The 20002-nt window shown below is 71.2% G+C and carries 18 protein-coding genes; 8 read left to right on the top strand and 10 right to left on the bottom strand.

Annotated features, from left to right (window positions below; translation table 11 throughout):
• Positions 1 to 80: 80 nt before the first annotated feature.
• Positions 81 to 2003, bottom strand: coding sequence for a DNA helicase RecQ (gene recQ / locus ACIQ7D_RS20155; protein ID WP_403939349.1), 1923 nt, complete (start codon positions 2001 to 2003; stop codon positions 81 to 83).
• Between the two features lie 166 nt (positions 2004 to 2169).
• On the opposite strand from recQ, the gene ACIQ7D_RS20150 reads away from it, so the two are divergent.
• Positions 2170 to 2946 (top strand): VOC family protein, encoded by a 777-nt coding sequence (locus ACIQ7D_RS20150; RefSeq protein WP_403939347.1) that lies wholly within the window; start codon positions 2170 to 2172, stop codon positions 2944 to 2946.
• A 52-nt stretch (positions 2947 to 2998) separates the two neighbouring features.
• Here the strand turns inward: ACIQ7D_RS20150 and ACIQ7D_RS20145 are convergent, their stop codons facing one another.
• Positions 2999 to 3190 (bottom strand): DUF1059 domain-containing protein, encoded by a 192-nt coding sequence (locus ACIQ7D_RS20145; RefSeq protein WP_403939345.1) that lies wholly within the window; start codon positions 3188 to 3190, stop codon positions 2999 to 3001.
• A 254-nt stretch (positions 3191 to 3444) separates the two neighbouring features.
• Between ACIQ7D_RS20145 and ACIQ7D_RS20140 the strand changes: the two genes are divergently transcribed.
• Positions 3445 to 4710 (top strand): glycosyltransferase family 4 protein, encoded by a 1266-nt coding sequence (locus tag ACIQ7D_RS20140; RefSeq protein WP_403939343.1) that lies wholly within the window; start codon positions 3445 to 3447, stop codon positions 4708 to 4710.
• Positions 4707 to 5582, top strand: coding sequence for a transferase (locus tag ACIQ7D_RS20135; protein ID WP_403939341.1), 876 nt, complete (start codon positions 4707 to 4709; stop codon positions 5580 to 5582). Before ACIQ7D_RS20140 ends, ACIQ7D_RS20135 begins: the two co-directional genes overlap by 4 nt.
• A gap of 114 nt (positions 5583 to 5696) precedes the next feature.
• On the opposite strand, the gene ACIQ7D_RS20130 is transcribed toward ACIQ7D_RS20135, so the two are convergent.
• The 3 genes from ACIQ7D_RS20130 to ACIQ7D_RS20120 all read right to left on the bottom strand — a co-directional run bounded on the left by ACIQ7D_RS20130 (position 5697) and on the right by ACIQ7D_RS20120 (position 10920).
• A complete protein-coding gene (locus tag ACIQ7D_RS20130) occupies positions 5697 to 7916 on the bottom strand; it encodes an NADP-dependent isocitrate dehydrogenase (RefSeq protein WP_403939339.1) in 2220 nt (739 codons plus the stop codon).
• 144 nt (positions 7917 to 8060) lie between these two features.
• Positions 8061 to 9683, bottom strand: coding sequence for a VWA domain-containing protein (locus ACIQ7D_RS20125; RefSeq protein ID WP_403939337.1), 1623 nt, complete (start codon positions 9681 to 9683; stop codon positions 8061 to 8063).
• 19 nt (positions 9684 to 9702) lie between these two features.
• Positions 9703 to 10920 (bottom strand): AAA family ATPase, encoded by a 1218-nt coding sequence (locus ACIQ7D_RS20120; RefSeq protein WP_403939335.1) that lies wholly within the window; start codon positions 10918 to 10920, stop codon positions 9703 to 9705.
• Between the two features lie 140 nt (positions 10921 to 11060).
• Here ACIQ7D_RS20120 and ACIQ7D_RS20115 point away from each other — a divergent pair, with 140 nt between their 5' ends.
• The gene (locus ACIQ7D_RS20115; RefSeq protein WP_403939333.1) at positions 11061 to 11864 is read left to right on the top strand and encodes a class I SAM-dependent methyltransferase; all 804 of its coding nucleotides are present in this window, start codon (positions 11061 to 11063) and stop codon (positions 11862 to 11864) included.
• Between the two features lie 372 nt (positions 11865 to 12236).
• Positions 12237 to 13439 (top strand): IS256 family transposase, encoded by a 1203-nt coding sequence (locus tag ACIQ7D_RS20110; RefSeq protein ID WP_403939681.1) that lies wholly within the window; start codon positions 12237 to 12239, stop codon positions 13437 to 13439.
• 50 nt (positions 13440 to 13489) lie between these two features.
• Here the strand turns inward: ACIQ7D_RS20110 and ACIQ7D_RS20105 are convergent, their stop codons facing one another.
• From ACIQ7D_RS20105 to ACIQ7D_RS20085, 5 genes are read right to left on the bottom strand one after another with little or no spacing between them, the layout of a single operon-like run.
• Complete coding sequence (locus tag ACIQ7D_RS20105; RefSeq protein ID WP_403939331.1) at positions 13490 to 14032, bottom strand: NUDIX hydrolase; 543 nt, start codon at positions 14030 to 14032, stop codon at positions 13490 to 13492.
• A gap of 5 nt (positions 14033 to 14037) precedes the next feature.
• Positions 14038 to 15159, bottom strand: a complete 1122-nt coding sequence (locus ACIQ7D_RS20100) for an adenosylhomocysteinase (protein WP_403939330.1) — start codon at positions 15157 to 15159, stop codon at positions 14038 to 14040.
• 52 nt (positions 15160 to 15211) lie between these two features.
• On the bottom strand, positions 15212 to 15673 hold the full coding sequence (locus ACIQ7D_RS20095; RefSeq protein WP_403939328.1) for a hypothetical protein: 462 nt from the start codon (positions 15671 to 15673) through the stop codon (positions 15212 to 15214).
• Positions 15670 to 16071, bottom strand: coding sequence for an ATP-binding protein (locus ACIQ7D_RS20090; RefSeq protein WP_403939326.1), 402 nt, complete (start codon positions 16069 to 16071; stop codon positions 15670 to 15672). The genes ACIQ7D_RS20095 and ACIQ7D_RS20090 overlap by 4 nt, the downstream gene beginning before the upstream one ends.
• A gap of 8 nt (positions 16072 to 16079) precedes the next feature.
• Positions 16080 to 16508 carry a hypothetical protein gene (locus tag ACIQ7D_RS20085; protein WP_403939324.1) on the bottom strand — a complete coding sequence of 143 codons (429 nt, stop codon included), beginning with the start codon at positions 16506 to 16508 and terminating at the stop codon, positions 16080 to 16082.
• Positions 16509 to 16663: 155 nt separating this feature from the next.
• On the opposite strand from ACIQ7D_RS20085, the gene ACIQ7D_RS20080 reads away from it, so the two are divergent.
• Genes ACIQ7D_RS20080 through ACIQ7D_RS20070 form a run of 3 tightly spaced genes read left to right on the top strand, consistent with a single transcriptional unit; the run spans position 16664 to position 19184 of the window.
• A complete protein-coding gene (locus tag ACIQ7D_RS20080) occupies positions 16664 to 17764 on the top strand; it encodes a hypothetical protein (protein WP_364807325.1) in 1101 nt (366 codons plus the stop codon).
• 15 nt (positions 17765 to 17779) lie between these two features.
• Positions 17780 to 18448, top strand: coding sequence for a YdcF family protein (locus ACIQ7D_RS20075; protein ID WP_403939322.1), 669 nt, complete (start codon positions 17780 to 17782; stop codon positions 18446 to 18448).
• Positions 18449 to 18491: 43 nt separating this feature from the next.
• Positions 18492 to 19184, top strand: coding sequence for a WbqC family protein (locus tag ACIQ7D_RS20070; RefSeq protein WP_403939320.1), 693 nt, complete (start codon positions 18492 to 18494; stop codon positions 19182 to 19184).
• Positions 19185 to 20002 lie beyond the last annotated feature (818 nt).

The following is a 20002-nucleotide window of genomic DNA, read 5'->3' as shown; positions in this document are numbered from 1 at the left end:
CGCCCGCCGGGACACGGCCCGGCGAGCCGCCCGCCGGGACACGGCCCGGCGAGCCACCCGCCGGGACACGGCCGGGCCGCTCACGCCGTCCCCAGCGTCTCCAGGATCTGCTCCCCGTACTTCGCCAGCTTGTTCTCGCCGACCCCGGTCACCGTCCCCAGCTCCGCCAGCGTCGACGGTGCCAGGACCGCGATCTCGCGCAGCGTCGCGTCGTGGAAGATGACATACGCGGGCACGCCCTGCTCCTTCGCCGAGGCGGCCCGCCAGGCGCGCAGCGACTCGAAGACCGGCACCGCCTCCTCCGGCAGGTCCACCGGCGCCGAACGCTGCTTGGACGCCTTCTCCGCGCGCGCGGGCCGCGCCGCCTTCTCGGGCTCGCGCCGCAGCATGACCGGCCGCCGGCCGCCCAGCACCTCGCCGCTCTCCTCCGTCAGCACCAGGGTCCCGTAGTCGCCCTCCACGGCGATCAGCCCCTGCGCCAGCAACTGCCGTGCCACCCCGCGCCATTCGGCCTCGCGCAGCTCCGCACCGATACCGAAGACGCTCAGCGCGTCATGGTCGAACTGGATGACCTTGGCGGTCTTCTTCCCCAGCAGGATGTCGGTGATCTGCCCGGCGCCGAACTTCTGGTTGCGCTCGCGCTTCAGCCGGACGACCGTCGAGAGCAGCTTCTGCGCGGGGACCGTGCCGTCCCAGGACTCCGCGGGCGTCAGACACGTGTCGCAGTTGCCGCACGCGGTGCTCTTCTGCCCGAAGTACGCGAGCAGCCGCACCCGGCGGCACTCGACCGTCTCGCACAGCGCCAGCATCGCGTCCACATGCGCGCCGAGGCGGCGCCGGTGCGCCTCGTCGCCCTCCGAGGTGTCGATCATCTTCCGCTGCTGGACCACGTCCTGGAGTCCGTACGCGAGCCACGCCGTGGACGGCAGCCCGTCCCGCCCGGCGCGCCCGGTCTCCTGGTAGTACCCCTCCACGGACTTCGGCAGGTCGAGATGGGCGACGAAGCGCACGTCCGGCTTGTCGATGCCCATGCCGAAGGCGATCGTGGCGACCATCACCAGCCCCTCCTCCCGCAGGAAGCGCGACTGGTTCTCCGCCCGCGTCCGGGTGTCGAGCCCCGCGTGGTAGGGCAGGGCCGCGATCCCGTTCTTCACCAGGAACTCGGCGGTCTTCTCCACCGACGCCCGCGAGAGGCAGTAGACGATCCCCGCGTCCCCCTCGTGCTCGGCGCGCAGAAGCTGGAGGAGCTGGCGCTTGGGGTCGTTCTTCGGCGCGATGCGGTACTGGATGTTGGGCCGGTCGAAGCTCGCGACGAAGTGCTGGGCGTCCTGGAGCTTCAGCCGGGAGGCGATCTCCGTGTGCGTGGCCTCCGTCGCGGTCGCGGTCAGCGCGATCCGGGGCACATCGGGCCAGCGCTCGTGGAGGGAGGAGAGGGCGAGGTAGTCGGGGCGGAAGTCGTGGCCCCACTGGGCGACGCAGTGCGCCTCGTCGATGGCGAAGAGGGAGATCGTGCCGCGCTCCAGCAGCCGTACGGTCGCCTCGACCCGCAGCCGCTCCGGCGCGAGATAGAGCAGATCCAGCTCACCGGCGAGGAACTCGGCCTCCACGAGGCGCCGTTCCTCGAAGTCCTGCGTGGAGTTGAGGAACCCGGCCCGCACACCGAGCGCCCGCAACGCGTCGACCTGGTCCTGCATGAGCGCGATCAGCGGCGACACGACGACCCCGACGCCCTTCCGGACGAGGGCCGGGATCTGATAGCAGAGCGACTTGCCGCCGCCGGTCGGCATGAGGACCAGCGCGTCGCCGCCGGACACCACATGCTCGATGATCTCCTGCTGGCTGCCGCGGAACGAGTCGTAACCGAAGACGCGGCGCAGCACCTCCAGCGCCTCACCCGCCTGCGGGCCGGCGCCCGGGCCGGGCCCCGGATCCGTCGCGGGGTCCGCCCCCGCGGGGGTCTCGGTGCCTGTCTCGGGAACGGTGGCGGAATCGGGAGCGCTCATCCGCCGATTCTACGAGCCCCCGCCGACAGCGGTCGGCCGGAACCGGTGGATCCACCCGATCCGGGCGGCTCGGCAGGACCGGGCCCCGGGATGTAGGACACGTTCTGTCCTGTACGCGATCTAGCGTCGAACACGCAGGCAGACAGGACGGCAGAAGGAGCCCATGATGAGCCAGCTCACGACCAACCAGCCGCTCGGCACCCCGACATGGATCGACCTGGACGTCCCGGACATCGAGGCGGCCCAGGAGTTCTACGGGGCCGTGTTCGGCTGGGAGTTCAGCGCGCCGGGCCCCGGCGGATACGTCCTCGCCCTGCTGCGCGGCCACCATGTCGCGGGGCTGCGCCCGGTCCCCGCACCGGCCTCGCCGGATTCGGCCCACTGGCGCGTCCACCTCGCCACCGACGACTGCGATGCCACCGCGCGGCGGGTCACGGAGGCGGGCGGCACGATCACCGAGGGGCCGCTGGACAAGGGGGAGCAGGGCAGGTCGGCCTTCGGGGTCGACCCGGGCGGCGCCGCGTTCGGCCTCTGGCAGGGCGGCACGCTGCTCGGCTGCGAGCTGGTCAACGAGCCGGGGAGCCTGCTCCGTAACGACTTGACGACACCGGACCCCGCGCCCGTACGGGAGTTCTACCCGAAGGTCTTCGACTTCACCCTGGACGGCAACGAGGACATGGCCGACGCGGACTTCACCTTCCTGCGCCGCCCCGACGGCCACGAGATCGGCGGCATCCTGGGCGTTCCCGGCGCCCCTGCCGCCGTCTGGGGAACCCTCTTCGAGGTGGCGGACGCGGACGCCGCGGCCGAGCGCGCGCGGGCGGCGGGCGGCGCCGTCAAGGATCCCGAGGACATCCTGTACGGCCGGATCGCGGAGATCACCGACCCGTTCGGGGCCATGTTCGTGGTAGGGGCGAGGCCCTCGGACGCTCCTGCGAGCTGACCGCGGGCCCCGGATCGGGGATGTGCTGCGGACGGGGGACGGCCGGTCCTGGTCAGGCGTGCTGGGGGATCTCGTCCTTCAGCGCCGTCCGGATCTGCTGCCGCAGCTCGGGGCTGTCCTCGTGGCCGTGCACGGAGACGGCGTGCTCGCTGGCGGCGCGGACCACCTCGTCCTCCTCGCCGGTGATGGCGAGCGAGCACTGCGTCTCGCTCGGGAAATCCCGGCAGTCGGCTACCTTGCGCATGGTGCACCTCCTCCCCTCCAGTATCCGCCCGGTCCCGGGGACGGCGCTTCCCGGCGGCCGGGCGCACCGGACCGACCGACCGGGCCCGGCGAACGTGCCGGACCGGGCGGTCGCGCGCGGCGAAGGTGCGGGACCGGGCGGGCCGATCGCAGCCCGGGTACGCGGGTGTCCGGACGCGTCACGGGAAGCGAACGGACGGCAAACGAAGCGGCAACGCGCACAACCGATACCCCGCGAAACCAGTCTTCACGCGTATGAAGATCTCTTTCCTCATCCACAACGCCTACGGGATCGGAGGGACCATCACGACCACCTACAACCTGGCCCGTTCGCTCGCCGACCGGCACGAGGTGGAGATCATCTCCGTGTTCCGGCACCGTGAGGACCCGAACCTCACACCGGACCCGCGGGTCACCCTGCGCCCCCTCGTCGACCTCCGCACCGAGCGGGAGGACCCCGCTTACGCGCGCCCCGCGCGGACCTACCCGTCCTCCGAGTACCGCTACGGGCAGTACAGCGAGCTGACCGACGAGCGAATAGGCGCCTGCCTGGCGGAGCTGGACTCCGACGCCGTGATCGGCACCCGCCCCGGGCTCAATGTCCACATCGCGCTCCAGGCCCCCGAACGCACCCTGCGGATCGGGCAGGAACACCTGACGCTGGACAACCATTCGCCCCGGCTGCGGAACGTCCTGCGCCGCGCCTACCCCCGGCTCGACGCGCTGACCACCGTCACCGAGGCCGACGCCGACGCCTACCGGCGCAAGATGCGGCTGCCGGGGGTCCGGGTGGAGGCGCTGCCCAACAGCGTCCCCGACCCGGCCCTGCCACCGGCCGACGGCGACGCACGCGTCGTGGTCGCCGCGGGCCGGCTCGTCCCGGTCAAGCGGTACGACCTGATCATCGAGGCCTTCGCCCAGGTGGCGGCCCGCCACCCCGACTGGCGGCTGCGCGTCTACGGCGGCGGCGAGGAACAGGCCCGGCTGCGCGCGCTCATCGACGGCCTCGCCCTGCACGACAACGTTTTCCTGATGGGCTCGGCCACCCCCATGGAGGCCGAGTGGGTCAAGGGTTCCATCGGCGTGATGGCCTCCAACTTCGAACCGTTCGGCATGACCATCGTCGAGGCGATGCGCTGCGGCCTGCCCGTCGTCGCCACCGACTGCCCCTACGGCCCCGCCGAGATCATCCGGGACGGCGTCGACGGGACGCTGGTGCCGGTCGGCGACCGGGACGCCCTGGCCGCCGCGCTCCTCGCGCTCGTCGGCGACGACGAACGGCGCCGCCGGATGGGCCGCGCGGCGCTGGAGAACTCCCGCCGCTACGCCCCCGGCCCCGTCGTGGCGCGGGCCGAGCGGCTCCTCGACGACCTCGCCGCCGCGCGCCGCGGCGAGGAACCGGCCGACCGGTCCGCAGGCGGCCCGGTCCGCGCGCTGATCAGCGGCGGTTACGCGGCCAAGGACAGCGCCCGCGTCCTGGCCGGCGCCGCCCTCAGGACCGTACGGAAGGCAGGCCGATGAGCACGACGGAACACGCCCCGCCCGCCGGGCCCCGGCCCGCCCCGCCCGTCGAGCGGCCCCGCGCCGACTGCACCGTGGACGCCTCGGGCCGGATCACCTGGAACGTCCATCTGACGGTGCCCGACGGCGCGCACCCCCGGCTGCTGCTGCGGCTGCGCCCGAAGAAGGGGCAGCCCGAGACCGTACGGCACCTCCTCGACCTGGAACCGGCGGGCCCCGACCGGCTGCGCGCCGTCCTGGACCCGGAGCCGGTGCTCGCCGAGGGCCGCTGGGACACCTATGTCGTCCCCGACTCCGGCGACCACCAGGAGGCGCGGCAGCGGCTCCTCCCCGGGCTGCGGGACCTGCGCGCGCTGGTGGCCGGGCGCCCCGCCGGACCGGCCGCCGTACCGCTGGCCGTCCGTATCCCGTACGCCACGGCGGACCGCTATCTCGCCGTACGGACCTGGCTGCGGCCCGGCCACGCCGAGGCGGGCGAGGTCCATGTCGCGGGCCACACCCTGACCGTACGGGCGCGGCTCCACGGCGCCGGTCCCGCCGCCGGGGCGACGGTCCTGCTGCGCCGCCGGGGCGGGGACGGCGCGGCCCTGCGGATCGGGCCCCGCGCGGAGGGCGGCCGGGACGGCGGGGACTTCTCCTTCGCCGTCGACTACCGGGAGCTGCTGAACGCGGGCGGATCGGGTCAGGAGGTGTGGGACCTCTACGTGGAGCGGGCCGGGGGCGGTCCACCGATACGGATGGGCCGGCTGCTGGACGATGTCGCGGACCGTAAGAAGATCTTCGTCTACACGGCCGCCACGCTCGGCGGCGCGACCGTACGGCCGTACTACACGCTCGACAACGACCTCTCCGTGGAGGTGACGGGCGGCTGACCCGGCCGTTCGGAGAGGGCGCTGTCCGGCCGTCTCCCGCCACCGGGGGCAACGCGACCGCCCCGGCCGGGCGCGAAGCCGGGCCGGGGCGGTGCCGTACGCGAGGGGAAGGCGTCAGCCGAGCGTGGCGATCGCCTGGTTGAAGGTCTTCGACGGGCGCATGACCGCCGTGGCCTTCTCCGCGTCGGGCCGGTAGTACCCGCCGATCTCGGCGGCCGAGCCCTGGACCGCGATCAGCTCGTCGACGATCGTGCCCTCCTGCTCGGTCAGCGTCTTGGCGAGCGCGCCGAACGCCTCGGCGAGCTGCGCGTCCTCCGTCTGCTTCGCCAGCTCCTGGGCCCAGTACAGCGCCAGGTAGAAGTGGCTGCCGCGGTTGTCGATGCCGCCGACCTTGCGGCTGGGCGACTTGTCCTCGTTGAGGAAGGAGCCGGTCGCACGGTCGAGGGTGTCGGCGAGGATCTGGGCGCGCGGGTTGTCCGTCGTCTGCGCCAGGTGCTCGAAGCTGACCGCGAGCGCCAGGAACTCGCCGAGGCTGTCCCAGCGCAGGTAGTTCTCCCTGACGAGCTGCTGCACATGCTTGGGCGCGGAGCCGCCGGCGCCGGTCTCGAAGAGCCCGCCGCCGTTCATCAGCGGGACGACCGAGAGCATCTTGGCGCTGGTGCCCAGCTCCAGGATCGGGAACAGGTCGGTCAGGTAGTCGCGCAGCACGTTGCCGGTGACGGAGATGGTGTCCTCGCCGCGCCGGATGCGCTCCAGCGAGAACGCGATCGCCTCGACCGGCGCCATGATCTCGATGTCGAGCCCGTCGGTGTCGTGCTGCGGGAGGTACGCCTTGACCTTCTCGATCAGGTTCGCGTCGTGCGCGCGCCCCTCGTCCAGCCAGAACACGGCCGGGTCACCGGTCGCGCGGGCGCGGGTGACGGCGAGCTTGACCCAGTCCTGGATCGGCAGGTCCTTGGTCTGGCACATGCGGAAGATGTCACCGGCGTTCACCGGCTGCTCCAGCACGGCCTCGCCGGCCTCGTTCACGACACGGACGGTGCCTGCGGCGGCGATCTCGAAGGTCTTGTCGTGGCTGCCGTACTCCTCGGCCTTCTGCGCCATCAGACCGACGTTGGGCACCGAGCCCATCGTCGACGGGTCGAAGGCGCCGTTGGCGCGGCAGTCGTCGATGACGACCTGGTAGATCCCGGCGTAGCTGCTGTCCGGGAGGACGGCGATCGTGTCGGCCTCGGCGCCGTCCGGGCCCCACATGTGGCCGGAGGTACGGATCATGGCCGGCATGGAGGCGTCGACGATGACATCGCTCGGCACGTGCAGGTTGGTGATGCCGCGGTCGGAGTCGACCATCGCGAGGGCGGGGCCCTCGGCCAGTTCGGCGGTGAAGGACGCCGCGATCTCCTCGCCCCCGGGCAGCGACTCCAGGCCCTTGAGGATGCCGCCGAGACCGTCGTTCGGGGTCAGGCCCGCCGCGGCGAGCGTGGCGCCGTGCGCGGCGAACGTCTTCGGGAAGAAGGCCCGTACGACATGGCCGAAGATGATCGGGTCCGAGACCTTCATCATCGTGGCCTTCAGGTGTACGGAGAAGAGCACGCCCTCGGCCTTGGCGCGGGCGATCTGCGCCGCGACGAACTCGCGCAGCGCCGCGACGCGCAGCACCGACGCGTCCACGACCTCACCGGCGAGGACCGGCACCGAGTCGCGCAGCACGGTGGTGGAGCCGTCCTCGCCCGCCAGCTCGATACGGAGCGAACCGGCCTCGGCGACGACCGCGGACTTCTCCGTGGAACGGAAGTCGTCGGCGCCCATGGTCGCCACGTTCGTCTTCGAGTCGGCCGTCCAGGCGCCCATGCGGTGCGGGTGCGCCTTGGCGTAGTTCTTGACGGAGGCGGGGGCGCGGCGGTCGGAGTTGCCCTCGCGCAGCACCGGGTTGACGGCGCTGCCCTTCACCTTGTCGTACCGCGCGCGGACGTCCTTCTCCTGGTCGGACTTGGGGTCGTCCGGGTAGTCCGGCAGCGCGTAGCCCTGCCCCTGAAGCTCCGCGACCGCGGCCTTGAGCTGCGGGATCGACGCCGAGATGTTCGGCAGCTTGATGATGTTGGCCTCAGGAGTCCTGGCCAGCTCGCCCAGCTCGGCGAGCGCGTCATCGACCCGCTGGCCGTCCTGGAGCCACTCGGGGAAGCCCGCGATGATCCGTCCGGCCAGCGAGATGTCGCGGGTTTCCACCGAGACCCCGGCCGTCGAGGCGTACGCCTCGACCACGGGCAGGAACGAATACGTCGCCAGGGCCGGGGCCTCGTCGGTGTGCGTATAGATGATGGTCGAGTCAGTCACCGGTGCTCCGCTCCACGTCTGCAACATACGTCTGCAACATTGCTCGACATCAAGATATCTCCTGACCCCCCTCCGGAGCACAGGGCCCCGGCTTCCGCGTTCCACAGCCCCGGTGTGCCCCTCGGATCACCCGGAATACGACCCTCAGATCACCCGGAAGAGGTCGGCCGCGGCGTGCACGTCGGTCAGGTCGTCGATCGAGCGGAGGTTGTCGCACAGGGCGTCCAGGACCGAGTCGGCCGCGGCGGCGCGCGGGGCGCCGATGGCCACGCCGAAGACCCGGAAGCCCAGCCGGTGCTTGGCCTCGTTCCAGCTCCGCATCCACTCCTCGGTGACCCCGCACTCGTCGTCGGTGATCATCACGATGTCGCCGCGCATCCGGGCGGCGTCGTCGAACTCCTCCGCCAGCAGCTCGCCGGCCGCCGTCAGAGGCGTCTGGTAGCTGGTGCCGCCGCCGAGGAAGGTCTCCGCGAAGTCGAGCACGTCGTGGATGGCGGCTTCCCGGCCGGCCGGGAAGCGGAAGACACGGATCTTGCCGGCGGCGGAGAACAGGATGCCGACGAAGTCGCGCCGGGCCTGGCGGGCCTGGTCCAGCAGCGCCAGGGCGCACGCCTTGGCCCACGCCTCCCGGGTGACCCCGCCGGGCCCCGACATGTACATGGAGTGCGAGGTGTCCACGCACGCGATGACGGCGCCCCGGCCGGTGGCCTGCTCGCCCTGGCTGTCGTAGAGCATCAGCTCCCCGGCGGCGTAGCGCGTGGCGAACACCGCCCGCAGCTCGGGCAGGCCGAGGTGGGCCAGCTCGGAGGGGATGACCCGGGAGAGGTCGTCGCCGAGCGTGACGCCGACCAGCTCCCCGGTGGCGTTCTCCACCTTGCGGGCCCGCTCGCCGCCCGCCATCTGCCGGAACCGGCCGATCAGCTCGGCCCACTCCGCGAGCCGGCCGGTGCGCAGCCGCTCGGCGAGCCGGGCGCGCCGGTCGAACGGCATCCGCTCCAGCTCGCCGGGGGCGACGCCCCACGCCCGCATCAGCGTGGCCTCCTGACGCACCGCGGCGGCTCCCCGCGCCGCCGCGCTCCCCGCGCCCGCCCGGATACCGGGGGACGCCGCCGCGAGGGCCCGCGCGGCATTCCCGGCGTCCTGGGCGGCCCGGCGTGCGGCGGCCTCGGCGGCCTCGACCGCTCGTTGTACGGCGTCGGCGGCCGGGGCCGGTACGGTGCCGTCCGCGGCGGCCGTCTCGGCGGCCCGGTCCAGCGCCTCGCCCACGGCGTCCGCCGCGTCCGCGGCGTCCTGCCGGGCCCTCCCCGCTTGCTCGGCCCGGTCCCGGGCGTCCTGGGAACCCGCCAGCAGCCGGCGCACCGCGGCGGCCTGGGCGAGCACCGCCATGGCGGCGGCGTACGGGTCGCCGGCCGTCTCCCGGCGCAGTTCGGCGTAGGCCCGCTCCCGCGTCAGAGCGGTGATGATCCCGTGGCAGACCAGCCGGGAGGGGTCCATCTCCGCGGCCTCGCGCAACCGCGGGGCCGTCTTGTACGCGGCCAGGAACACATCGGTCAGGAGGTCGGCGGCGGCGCCGCCGTGGTGCCCGGTCAGCTCCTCGGCCAGTTCGCGCAGCCCGGCCGACTGCTCGTAGGTGTCGCGCCAGGCGATCCGGTCGAACCGGTCCGCGACCACGGCCGTGGTGTGGAGCCCGGGAGCGGCGGCGGACAGGCCCAGCCATCTCCCGGTCCGGCTCGCCAGCTCGTCGAGCGTGCGCGGTGTCCCGTCCATCGTTTCGGTCCCCCGGTCCTCAGAGCTGGGCCTGCACCATGCTCGCGTCCATGCCGAGCGCCTCGGTGAGCACACGGGCGCGGACGGCGCGCCGGCGGCCGATGGCCCGGTCGATGGCGGCGGTGGAGCGTCCGGCGCCCGCCGCCTCCTCACGGAGCTTCTCCAGCCGCTTCCCCGCCATGGCGAGCTTGTTGTGGGCCTGCTTGATGACCCACTCGCTCAGCGCCTCGCGGGACTGCCCGGCCATCGCGTCGAGCTGGGCCTCCAGCTCGTCGACGGTGTCGGCCAGGTCCAGCGCCTCCTTGGCGTCGGGGTTGACCAGGTGCAGCACCTCCCGCTCGACGGCCGGCCGCTGGGCGGGGGAGTCCCACAGCACATGGGTCAGCACCGACAGATCGGTCTCGGCGACCGCCGGGCGGCCGTCGAGGTACGCGGACGCCTGGAGCAGGCTCACCGCCTGCCGCCAGCGGCGGTCGGAGGCGACGAGTTCCTTGCGGCGCAGGGCGGCCCGCAGCGTGCACACCGCGTCCACGATCGTGTCGGGGACCTGCACGGCCGGCACGGCTTCGGTCACGGCGTGCCGCAGCGCGGCCAGTTCGACGGTGGTCCTGGCGGCTGCCGCCGGGCGGCCGGCGGCGGAGCGGACCAGCGCCGCGAAGTTCGAGGGGTCCGCCAGGTACCCGACCTCGATCCGCACCAGCAGCCGGTCGTAGATCGCCGCCGAGTCCTCCCCGCCGGGCAGTTCGTTGCTGGCCGTGATGGCCCCGATGAGGGGGCAGCGGATCGGGGCGCCGCCGTTCTCGGGGTGGTAGATCCGCTCGTTGAGGTAGCCCAGCGTCTCGTTGAGCGCCGCCGTGGAGCACTTGAAGATCTCGTCGATGAACGCGATGTGCGCGGTCGTGGCGCGGCCGTCGTAGACCTGGCGGTACTCGCCCCGGGCCAGCGCCGCGACATCGATGGGACCGAACATCCGCGTCGGCGCGGTGAACTTCGACAGCAGGATCTCCCAGTAGGCCGCCCCCTCGACCCGGCCCGTGATCTCCCGGGCCATCTCGGACTTGGCCGTCCCGGGCGGGCCCAGCACCAGCGAGTGCTGTCCGGCCAGCAGCGTCACCAGCAGCGTCCGCACCACGTCGGCCCGCTCGTAGAAACGGTCCGACACCTCGTCGCTGATCGCCCGCAGTCTCCCGGCCGTGTCCCGCGCGTCCGGTACCTCCGGCGCGTCCTGTGCGCCCATGCTCAACTCCTCGCCGGTGATGCCCTGTTGGGATGCCAGGATGGCCTTTCCTCCGAGCAAGATAACGCGGCGGCCGCGGGAACCCCCGGGGGCCTCGGCCGGTTCGCCCCGCTCGTCCGCCCCTCTGCCAGAATCGCCCTATGGCTGAACACGGCACGGATCACGGCTATCTGCTGGACAACCGCCAGTCGGAGGCGGGGATCCGGTTCGGCGCCCTGAGCGAGTTGTTCGACCCGGTGACGTTCCGGCATGTCGACCGGCTCGGGATCACGGTCGGCATGCGGTGCTGGGAGATCGGCGCCGGCGGCCCCCGCGTACCCCTCGGACTGGCCGAGCGCGTCGGCCCTGGCGGAACGGTGATCGCCACCGACCTCGACATCTCCTGGACCCGGGAGATCGCCGGCGGCGTGATCGAGGTGGTACGCCATGACGTGGCGGCCGAACCGCCGCCGCCCGGCGGCTTCGACCTCGTCCACGCCCGGCTGGTCCTCGTCCACGTCCCCGACCGCGCCGAGGCGCTGCGCCGGATGGTCCAGGCGCTGCGCCCGGGCGGCCTGCTGCTCCTGGAGGACGCCGACCCGGGGCTGCAGCCGCTGCTGTGCCCGGACGAGTCGGGCCCCGAACAGCGGCTCGCCAACCGGCTGCGATCCGGTTTCCGCACCCTGATGGCGGCACGCGGCGCGGACCTCGCGTACGGGCGGACCCTGCCCAGGCTGCTGCGGGAGGCCGGTCTGGACGACGTCGGGGCAGACGCGTACTTCCCGATCACGTCGCCGGCGTGTGCCGTCCTGGAGGCCGCGACCGTACGGCAGATCCGCGGCCGTCTGGTGGCGGAGGGGCTCGCCACCGACGAGGAGATCGACCGTCACCTCGCGAACGTCACGGCCGGACAGCTCGACCTGGCCACCGCCCCGATGATCTCCGCGTGGGGCCGCCGCCCGTAACCCTCTCCCGCCCCCGTCGCGGTGGACGATGAGGTGCGCCGGGCCGATGTGACCGAGAACTCTAGCCTCGCGCTTTCATGAAGCGTGCTGTCCGGCAGGCGGTCAGGGAAGCAGAAAGTGCCTCTGACCAGCAATGCCGGTGATTTAGGACGTTTCCGCAGGTGAGGGTGGGTGTCCTGGGTTCCGCGTGACTTTGAGTGAGTAGCTGACGCGGCTGGGCGGGCGGGGCTCGTCCCGGCGTTGGGTCTGTACGCTCACCGGTGTAATTGATGATCATGGAAGAGACATCAAGTGACTGACACCGTGACCGAGTTCGTGGCCGCCGCCGACCAGGCGGATCCGTCGCCGGAGGCTGCGACGGTCGAGCAGAAACTGATCGACCAGCTCGTCGAGCAGGCCCGCAGCAAGGGGCTGCAGCTGACCGGCGAGGGCGGGCTGCTGCAGCAGCTGACCAAGGCGGTTCTGGAGTCCGCCCTGGAGGGCGAGATCACCGACCATCTCGGCTATGACAAGCACGACCCGGCGGGCAAGGACGGCGGCAACTCCCGTAACGGCACCCGGTCCAAGACGGTGCTGACGGACATCGGGCCGGTCGAGATCGACGTGCCTCGCGACCGGGAGGGCTCCTTCGAGCCGGCCATCGTCAAGAAGCGGCAGCGCCGGCTGACCGGCGTGGACGAGATGGTGCTCTCGCTGTCCGCGAAGGGCCTCACGCACGGGGAGATCTCCGCGCACCTGGCCGAGGTCTACGGCGCGGACGTCTCCAAGACGACCATCAGCACGATCACCGACAAGGTGATGGATGGCATGGCGGAATGGCAGAACCGGCCGCTAGACCGCGTCTACCCGGTCGTCTTCATTGACGCTATCAACGTCAAGATTCGCGATGGCCAAGTAGCGAACAGGCCGATTTACGTGGCCCTGGCGGTCACCGCCGAGGGGCACCGCGACATCCTCGGCCTGTGGGCAGGCGATGGCGGCGAAGGCGCGAAACACTGGCTTCGAGTGCTCTCCGAGCTCAAGAACAGGGGCGTCGAAGACGTCCTCATGCTGGTCTGCGACGGGTTGAAGGGACTGCCCGACGCAGTCGGTGAGGTCTGGCCGCGAACCGTGGTGCAAACGTGTGTGGTTCACCTGCTGCGGGCGTCATTTCGATACGCGGCCCGACAGGACTGGGACAAGATCGCCAAGGCGCTCAAGCCCGTCTACACCGCGCCGACCGAGGACGCGGCCACGACGCGGTTCCTGGAATTCGCCGAGACCTGGGGCAAGAAGTACCCGGCGATCGTCCGTCTCTGGGAGTCCAGCTGGCCCGAGTTCACGCCTTTCCTTCAGTTTGATGCAGAAATACGCCGCATCGTGTGCACGACCAACAGCATTGAGAGCGTCAACGCCCGCATCCGCAAGGCCGTCCGCGCCCGCGGGCACTTCCCCACGGAGCAGGCCGCCCTCAAATGTGTCTACATGGCCGTCATGAGCCTCGACCCGACCGGCGCCGGCCGCAAACGCTGGACCATGCGCTGGAAGGGCGCCATGAACGCCTTCGACGGCCGCCTCACCGCAGGCCAACTCTAGCCACACCAAACCCAGTTACACCGCTCGCTTTACAGACCCGCCGGGGGGGTTCAGCGCAGGGCTGCGGTGATGCGGGATCGCAGTTGAGAGTCGGTGATCTCGTCGGCATTGCGCCAGGCGGCCTCGGAGACCTCTTCGGTCTGCAAGTCGCCGATGTCTGCGGTAGTGCGGAACAGGAACCGGAAGTCGAAGTGCTGGTGGGCGGGCTCGCCCTTGGCGGGGTTGGCGTCGATGGGGTGGACATCGACGTGCAGCGGGACTTCGCCGTGCGGGGTGACGACGTGGGGCGGGATGCCGGTCTCCTCGGCCAGTTCACGGCTGGCGGCCTGCAGGAGCGTGTTGTCCGAAGCCTCCAGATGGCCGCCAGGCAGCAGCCACTTCTGGGTCGTGTTATGAAGAATGTGCAGGATGCGGCCGTCGGGGCCGACGAGGATCGCCCCGGCGGTGACGTGCCCGGGCAGCGTGGTGCGGTGCGTGAGGTCGTGGCCATCGTCCAGGAAGCCGAGGACGACGCCGAGTTCGCGCTCATCGTCGGGGTGTTGGTCGAGGTAGGCGGCGATGGTGTTGCGGATGTGGTCGGCTGTGATGGTCATGGTGATCACCTGTTGAAGTAGGAGAGCCAGGTCGCTGCGATGGCTTCGCGGTCGGGTGCGGGGACCTCATGGATACCGGGGCCGAGGTCTTGGCGGGTGAGCATCCTGATCGCGGCGAGGATCTCGGCCTGGACCAGGAAGATGAATGGCCCAACGCTGGCGCCGTGGATGAAGTTGACGGCGTTGCCGCCGTTCGCCAGATAGAAGTAGTGGCCGGTGGTCCGGTAGCGGGTGACGTGCTCGCCGACGATGGTGCGGGTGTAGACGTCGGGGAGTCCGGCGAGGTCGAGTTCGTCCTCGCTGCTGGTGACGGTGGCAACGTAGGCGCCATTGCGGAGATGCCCGAAGTCCTCGCCGCGCAGGGAGATCGCGCCGGTTGCGCAGAGGACAAGGCCGGCACGGGTCAGGGCGGTCTCGCGGTCGCGGGCGACGGTGAAGCCCTGGGAGAGGGCCTGGGTGCGGCGGACGGGGTCGATATCGAAGACGGTGACCTGCACTCCCTTGGCCTGCAGAAGCCGGGCGATCGAACTGCCGAGCTTCCCGAAGCCGATCACCAGGGCGGGGCGGCCGTGGAGGATGTCGCCGCGTCCGCGCATGACGGCCTCAGTGGAGAAGACTACGGACTGTCCGACGAGGAAGTCCTCGGGGTCCTTCAAGGGAGAGCGGGCGACGGAGATGACGGGGCAGGGCAGCTTGTCGAGGTCCGTGTAGCGGCGGTGCCCGTTCTCGGTGTCCTCGATCACCCCGGCGATCCGTCCGGTGAACCGGCTGTGGACCTCGGCGAGGGTGGGGGCGAAGTAGCCACCGACGTCCAGCAGGCAGGCCGTCTCGCCTGCGGCCCGGGATTCGAGGTAGTCCAGGGCGTCATCGGGCTCGGTGAACATCTCGCGGGTGAGGATGTCGACGGGGACGGTCTGCTCGACCTCGCGCTTGGCGGCCGGGTGGATGGACTTCGGCTTGGGCAGCACCGCGGTGAGCCGGGTCATCGCGGCGACGGCCTGGACGAACGCGGGCCGCTCCGGCAGCAGGTGCGTGATCAGGAACGATGCGGTCTGCTCGTCCGGGGCGAACTGGGTGGCGATCCGGGCGAAGTAGGTGTCCAAGCGGGCGCGTTCGAAGGTTTCCATGGCAGTTCCCTCTCATCCGTTCCATCCGGGGGCCGTGCGGAAAGTCCGGGGTTCAGCGGGTGCGGGCGCGTCCGAACAGCAGCTGCTCGGCCGCGAGGGCGGTGTCCAGGTAGGCATCGAGCCGGGCGGCGTCGGCGGTCTGCGGCAGTGGGTCCAGCCCGAGCAGGAGGACGGCGTCACCGTTGTGGGCGACCAGTTCGGTCCAGGCCCGGCGGGTGAGCAGCCGCAGCCGGCGAGAGGCGCCGGGGATGTGCACCAGCACCTGGTCGCCGACGATCTGCAGGCACCGGTCGATCTCCGGAACGACCTCCCGGGGGCCGGCCAGAGAGCCGAGGCTGTCCGACAGCCGCCGCATCCGGGCCTCGACGGTGTCGGGGATGGCCAGGGCCGGGGTGTGGGTGATCAGGATGTGCGCGAAATCGTGGCCGTCCGGTCCGGTGCCCGGCCAGGTCCAGGACGCGAGGGAGACCAGCAGCCGAAGTTCCGGATCTGGCGGGGTGAGGATGACGGTCATGACGCCGCCCCTCCCGCAGACTTGAAGCAGGACCAGACGACCTTTCCGGACGGGGTGTGGTCCTGGACTCCCCAGCCGTCGGCGAGCACGCTCACCAGCGTCAGGCCGCGTCCGGAGGTGTCCGTGTCGGCGGCCTGGCGGGCCTTGGGGTGCTGGCGGCGGCTGTCGTGGACTTCCAGGCGTACGACTTCCTCGTCGGCATCGAGCTTGACCAGGAAGCCGTGGCCGTCGACGGCTGCGTGGACGAGGGCATTGGTGGCGAGCTCGGAGACACAGAGCCGGATGTCCTCGGCAAGGCCCTCAAGGCCCCACTCGGCCAGAGCGTCCGTCGTGAACTGCCGTGCCTGGCCGATCGATTCGGGTCGGGGCTCGAAGAACCGCTGGGTCGTTTCGGTCATCGTGGCCCTCACGACTCGGCGTCCAGGACGCGGGTGGATCCCGGACTGCGGCGACGGACCGGGCCGCCGCGGGAGACGGACGGGTGTGCGGGGCGGGGCCCGCGGACCAGCAGCAGCCGGGAGCCGGCCGCCTCGATCCGCCGGCCGCGTTCGGCAGCTATGGCCTTCGGCCCCAGGTGCGACATGGCCGGGGAGATCACTCCATAGACGTCCGGCAGGGCCAGCACGTCCAGCAGCCGGGCGAACGCCGCCGAGTCGGGTCCGGAACTCACGTCGCGGTCGGTGAACAGTCCGGACAGCTGCAGTTCGTGGTTGCGGCAGTACTCGGCAAGAGAGGCGGCCAGCGCCGCCTTCCGGGCGGCGGAGACCCGCACCAGTCGCAGAAAGCCGTAAACGACCGGGCCGTTGACCGGGCGATTCTCCGTGAGGGGTTCCATGCTGAAGACCGTCCAAAAGGCTCGACAAGGGGTGACGTCTTGAGTGTGGATGCTGACCAACTCCCGGCCAATCACCCCCTGTTCTACTTGCGTTCCACTTTCGTCCCGCCGACTGCACGCACCGTGCTTCGATGACTGGCGGAAGGGAGTGACGCGTGGCGACCGTGCATCACTGGACGGGCCTGGAGGCCAGGGCCCTGCGTCTCGCCCTGCGTCTGAGCGTGCGGGCCTTCGCCCAGCAGCTCGGCCTGGCGGTTGCGACCGTGTCCAAGTGGGAGTCCAAGCTCGCGGCCACCGAGCCCAGACCCGACACCCAGGCCATCCTCGACACCGCGCTCGGCCGTGCGGACGCCGCCGTTCACCTGCGCTTCGAGACACTCCTGTCCGAGACGTCCAACGCCGCGACCGCTGCCCGGCGCCGCGTCACCGCCTCCGGTCCCCGGGCCTGGGAGTACGAATCGTGGGCCGACGATCTGGACCGTGTCGTGGTCGCCCTGTCCCGGCAGAACTTCGCCTTCGCCGACAGCTTGCTCAGCCGGTGGCTCACCCGCTTCACGGCCCTTGAGCTCGACGACAAGGGCCTGTATCTCTTCGCCCGCTCGACGGCTTTGCTCGGCGACCTCAAGCGTGACCAGGGCGTCGTTCTCGGCCCGCTCTCCGCCCAGCACTCCTATGCCGGCGCCCGCTCCGTCTTCACCCAGCTCGACATTCCCCGCCGCGTCGCCCAGCTCGATCTGTCACTCGCGGTCGTGACCGAGATGTCCGGGAAGCTGGAGATCGCCGCCCGCAACTACGAGACCCTCGCCGTCGACGACCGGCTCTCCCGTCGCGACCGTGCCAGGGCCCGGCTGTGGGTGGGGACCGCGCTGAGCAAGGACGGCAACCACGACTATGCGACCCGCGTCATGCAGGCCGCGACCCGCGACTTCGAAGACCTCCAGGAACCCGACGACTGGTCGGTGGCCCATCAGAAACTCGCCCTCGCCCGCCGCGGCGCCGGCGACCTCACCCAGGCCCTGCACTTCATCGACATCGCCCGCAACAGCGGGACCACCGAATCACCGATGCAACGCGTGCGACTGGACACCGCTCATGGCCACATCCTGCTCTCCGACGCGGCGACCCGGGATGATGGACACCTCGTCCTCGACCAGGCCGCCAAGGTGGCCGCGCAGTACGGACTCGTGCACCAGCTGCGCAGTATCGAGGGCATCAAGGCCATGAGCGAGGGGCCGACCGGCCCCCGGCAACGGTGACCAGGGAGACAACGCGTGAGCGACAACCAGCAGGCCATCACCGAGGACCAGTGGCGCCAGGCCAAGCTGATCTGGGACTACCACCAGATGAACCACGAACTGCGGCCCGTCGACGTGGCGATCGGGCTGGGCAGCCACGACCTCGGCGTCGCCACCTACTCCGCCGAGCTGTATCAGGCCGGGCTCTTCAAGGCCCTGGTCTTCACCGGCGGCAACAGCCCCACCACCGCCAAGGTCTTCCCGCGCGGCGAGGCCGTCCACTTCCGCGAGCACGCCATCGACCTCGGCGTCCCCGCCGAGGCGATCGTGCTGGAGCCCAACGCCGGGAACACCGGGCAGAACATCACCCTCTCGCGTGAGGCCATCACCGACGCCGGAATCCACCCGACCACGGTGCTGCTGGTGTCCAAGCCCTATATGGAGAGGCGATCGTTCGCGACCGCCCGCAAGCTGTGGCCCGACGTCGAGATCCTGTGCGCGTCGGAGCCGCTGGAGTTCGACGACTACTTGAAGTCCATCGGCGACGAGAAGCTCGTCCTGGACATGCTCGTCGGTGATCTCCAGCGGGTGATCGAGTATCCGAAGCTCGGGTTCGCCACCGAGCAGGAGGTCCCGGAGGACGTGCATGCCGCGTACGAATCCCTCATCGCCGACGGCTTCACCAGCCGCCTCATCACCTCGTGACCTGCCCGCCCCGGGCGGGCTGTGCGCGATCCACCAGCCCAATGTGTTCCCGAGACTGACGACGCTGGCCAAGCTGTTCGCGGCGGACTACTGGATCGTCCTGGACGACGTGCAGTTCACCCGCCGCGACTACCAGCACCGAGCCCGCCTCGCCGACCTCGACGACCCGGCCCACCAGCAGTGGCTCACCATCCCGACCCACCTCCCCAATGGGCGGCCCACACTCATCCGGGACGCCCGGATCGACGACCCTGCCTTGGCCTGCCGCCGAACCGCCGGGACGCTGCGGCAGCACTACGGCTCCAGCCCCCACTGGCCCGCCCTCGCGAAGGCCCTGGGCCCGGTGCTGGACGCCTTCACCACCGGCCGGACCGCGACGGTCGCCGAGATCTCCACCCGCGTCCTGCTGGACCTGCTCGGCTGGAAGGGCCAGATCCTCACCAGCAGCCAACTCCCTTCCCGGCCGGGCCGATCCGTCCGGCTCGCGGACCTCTCCGCCGCGACCGGCGCCCGCGCGTATCTGTGCGGGACCGGCGGCATGACCTATCTCGACCCCGCACGCTTCGCTGCCCGGAACATCGCCGTGGCGCCGTTCCGGCCGCCGTTGATCAATATCTGCTCCTCCGGCAGCCAGCTCAGTGCCCTGTGGGCCCTTGCGGCTCTCGGCCCGGATGCCGTGGCCGACCGGCTCCAGGCCCTCGCCGCCGTCCACACCGTCCTACAGCCCGCCGCCTGACGCAGCCGTCCCCCTCCTCAAGGAGGGGGACGTACCACTGAACGTCCCCGGTCGCGTACGACTCCGTCCTGCACCATCGCGTACGGGATGCACCTAGGTCACATGCCTTCTTAGCTCCGGGCCGGGAGCCAAGGCAGGCCCGCACGCGGGTGCGGCGCCCAGGAGAACAGGCAGCCAGAGATTCCGCTTAGGGCCGTACGCGGAGTCGCAGAGCCGTGTCGGCCTCCCGCGTGGTGGCCGCCAGCCCGGTGGCTGACGCGACGACGCTCTCACCCATGTGACGAACGCCACATCACCTCCGGCGCGTCCGAAGCGGCTGCTGGGCGTGGTGCGGGGCGGCCCGATGTGGAACCGTGCACCCCTCCTCACCAGGGCTTCGGTTGCTTTGCCCCGTCCGTGACTGTGGCGGAGCCCTGCCGGAGTGCCCTCCGTTGGGCGACGAGCGGCTGGCACGAATCGCCAGGGAAGGCTCCTCCCGCACTGAGCTCCTGCCGGGTGGGCAGCCGACACCCCGGCGTCTGCTCACGGCCCCAGGCGCCAGGAGAGCACCAAGGAGAGTCCCTCCGAATGCCCGCGCCTCGGGGCCTTGGGGGCTGCACCTCGCCCAGTGGGACACTCCACCGCGGAACAGGCCAGCCGCACCTGGGATCAATCTCGTTGGGAATTCCGACGTCCAACTCTGCGCGTTCGTGTCTCGCCGTGCCGGCCCGCGCAACCGCGCATTCCTGTGTGGTGTTTCGAGGGCACGGCCATCGGCTTCGGGGGCGTCCCCGTTCGTTTCGGGAGCACGCCGCCGGGCTTCGAGGCCAGCCGGTCTC

Source organism: Streptomyces sp. NPDC096310 (assembly GCF_044763125.1).
In the GTDB taxonomy this organism is placed as follows: domain Bacteria; phylum Actinomycetota; class Actinomycetes; order Streptomycetales; family Streptomycetaceae; genus Streptomyces.
This window is presented reverse-complemented; position numbering and strand designations above follow the sequence as displayed.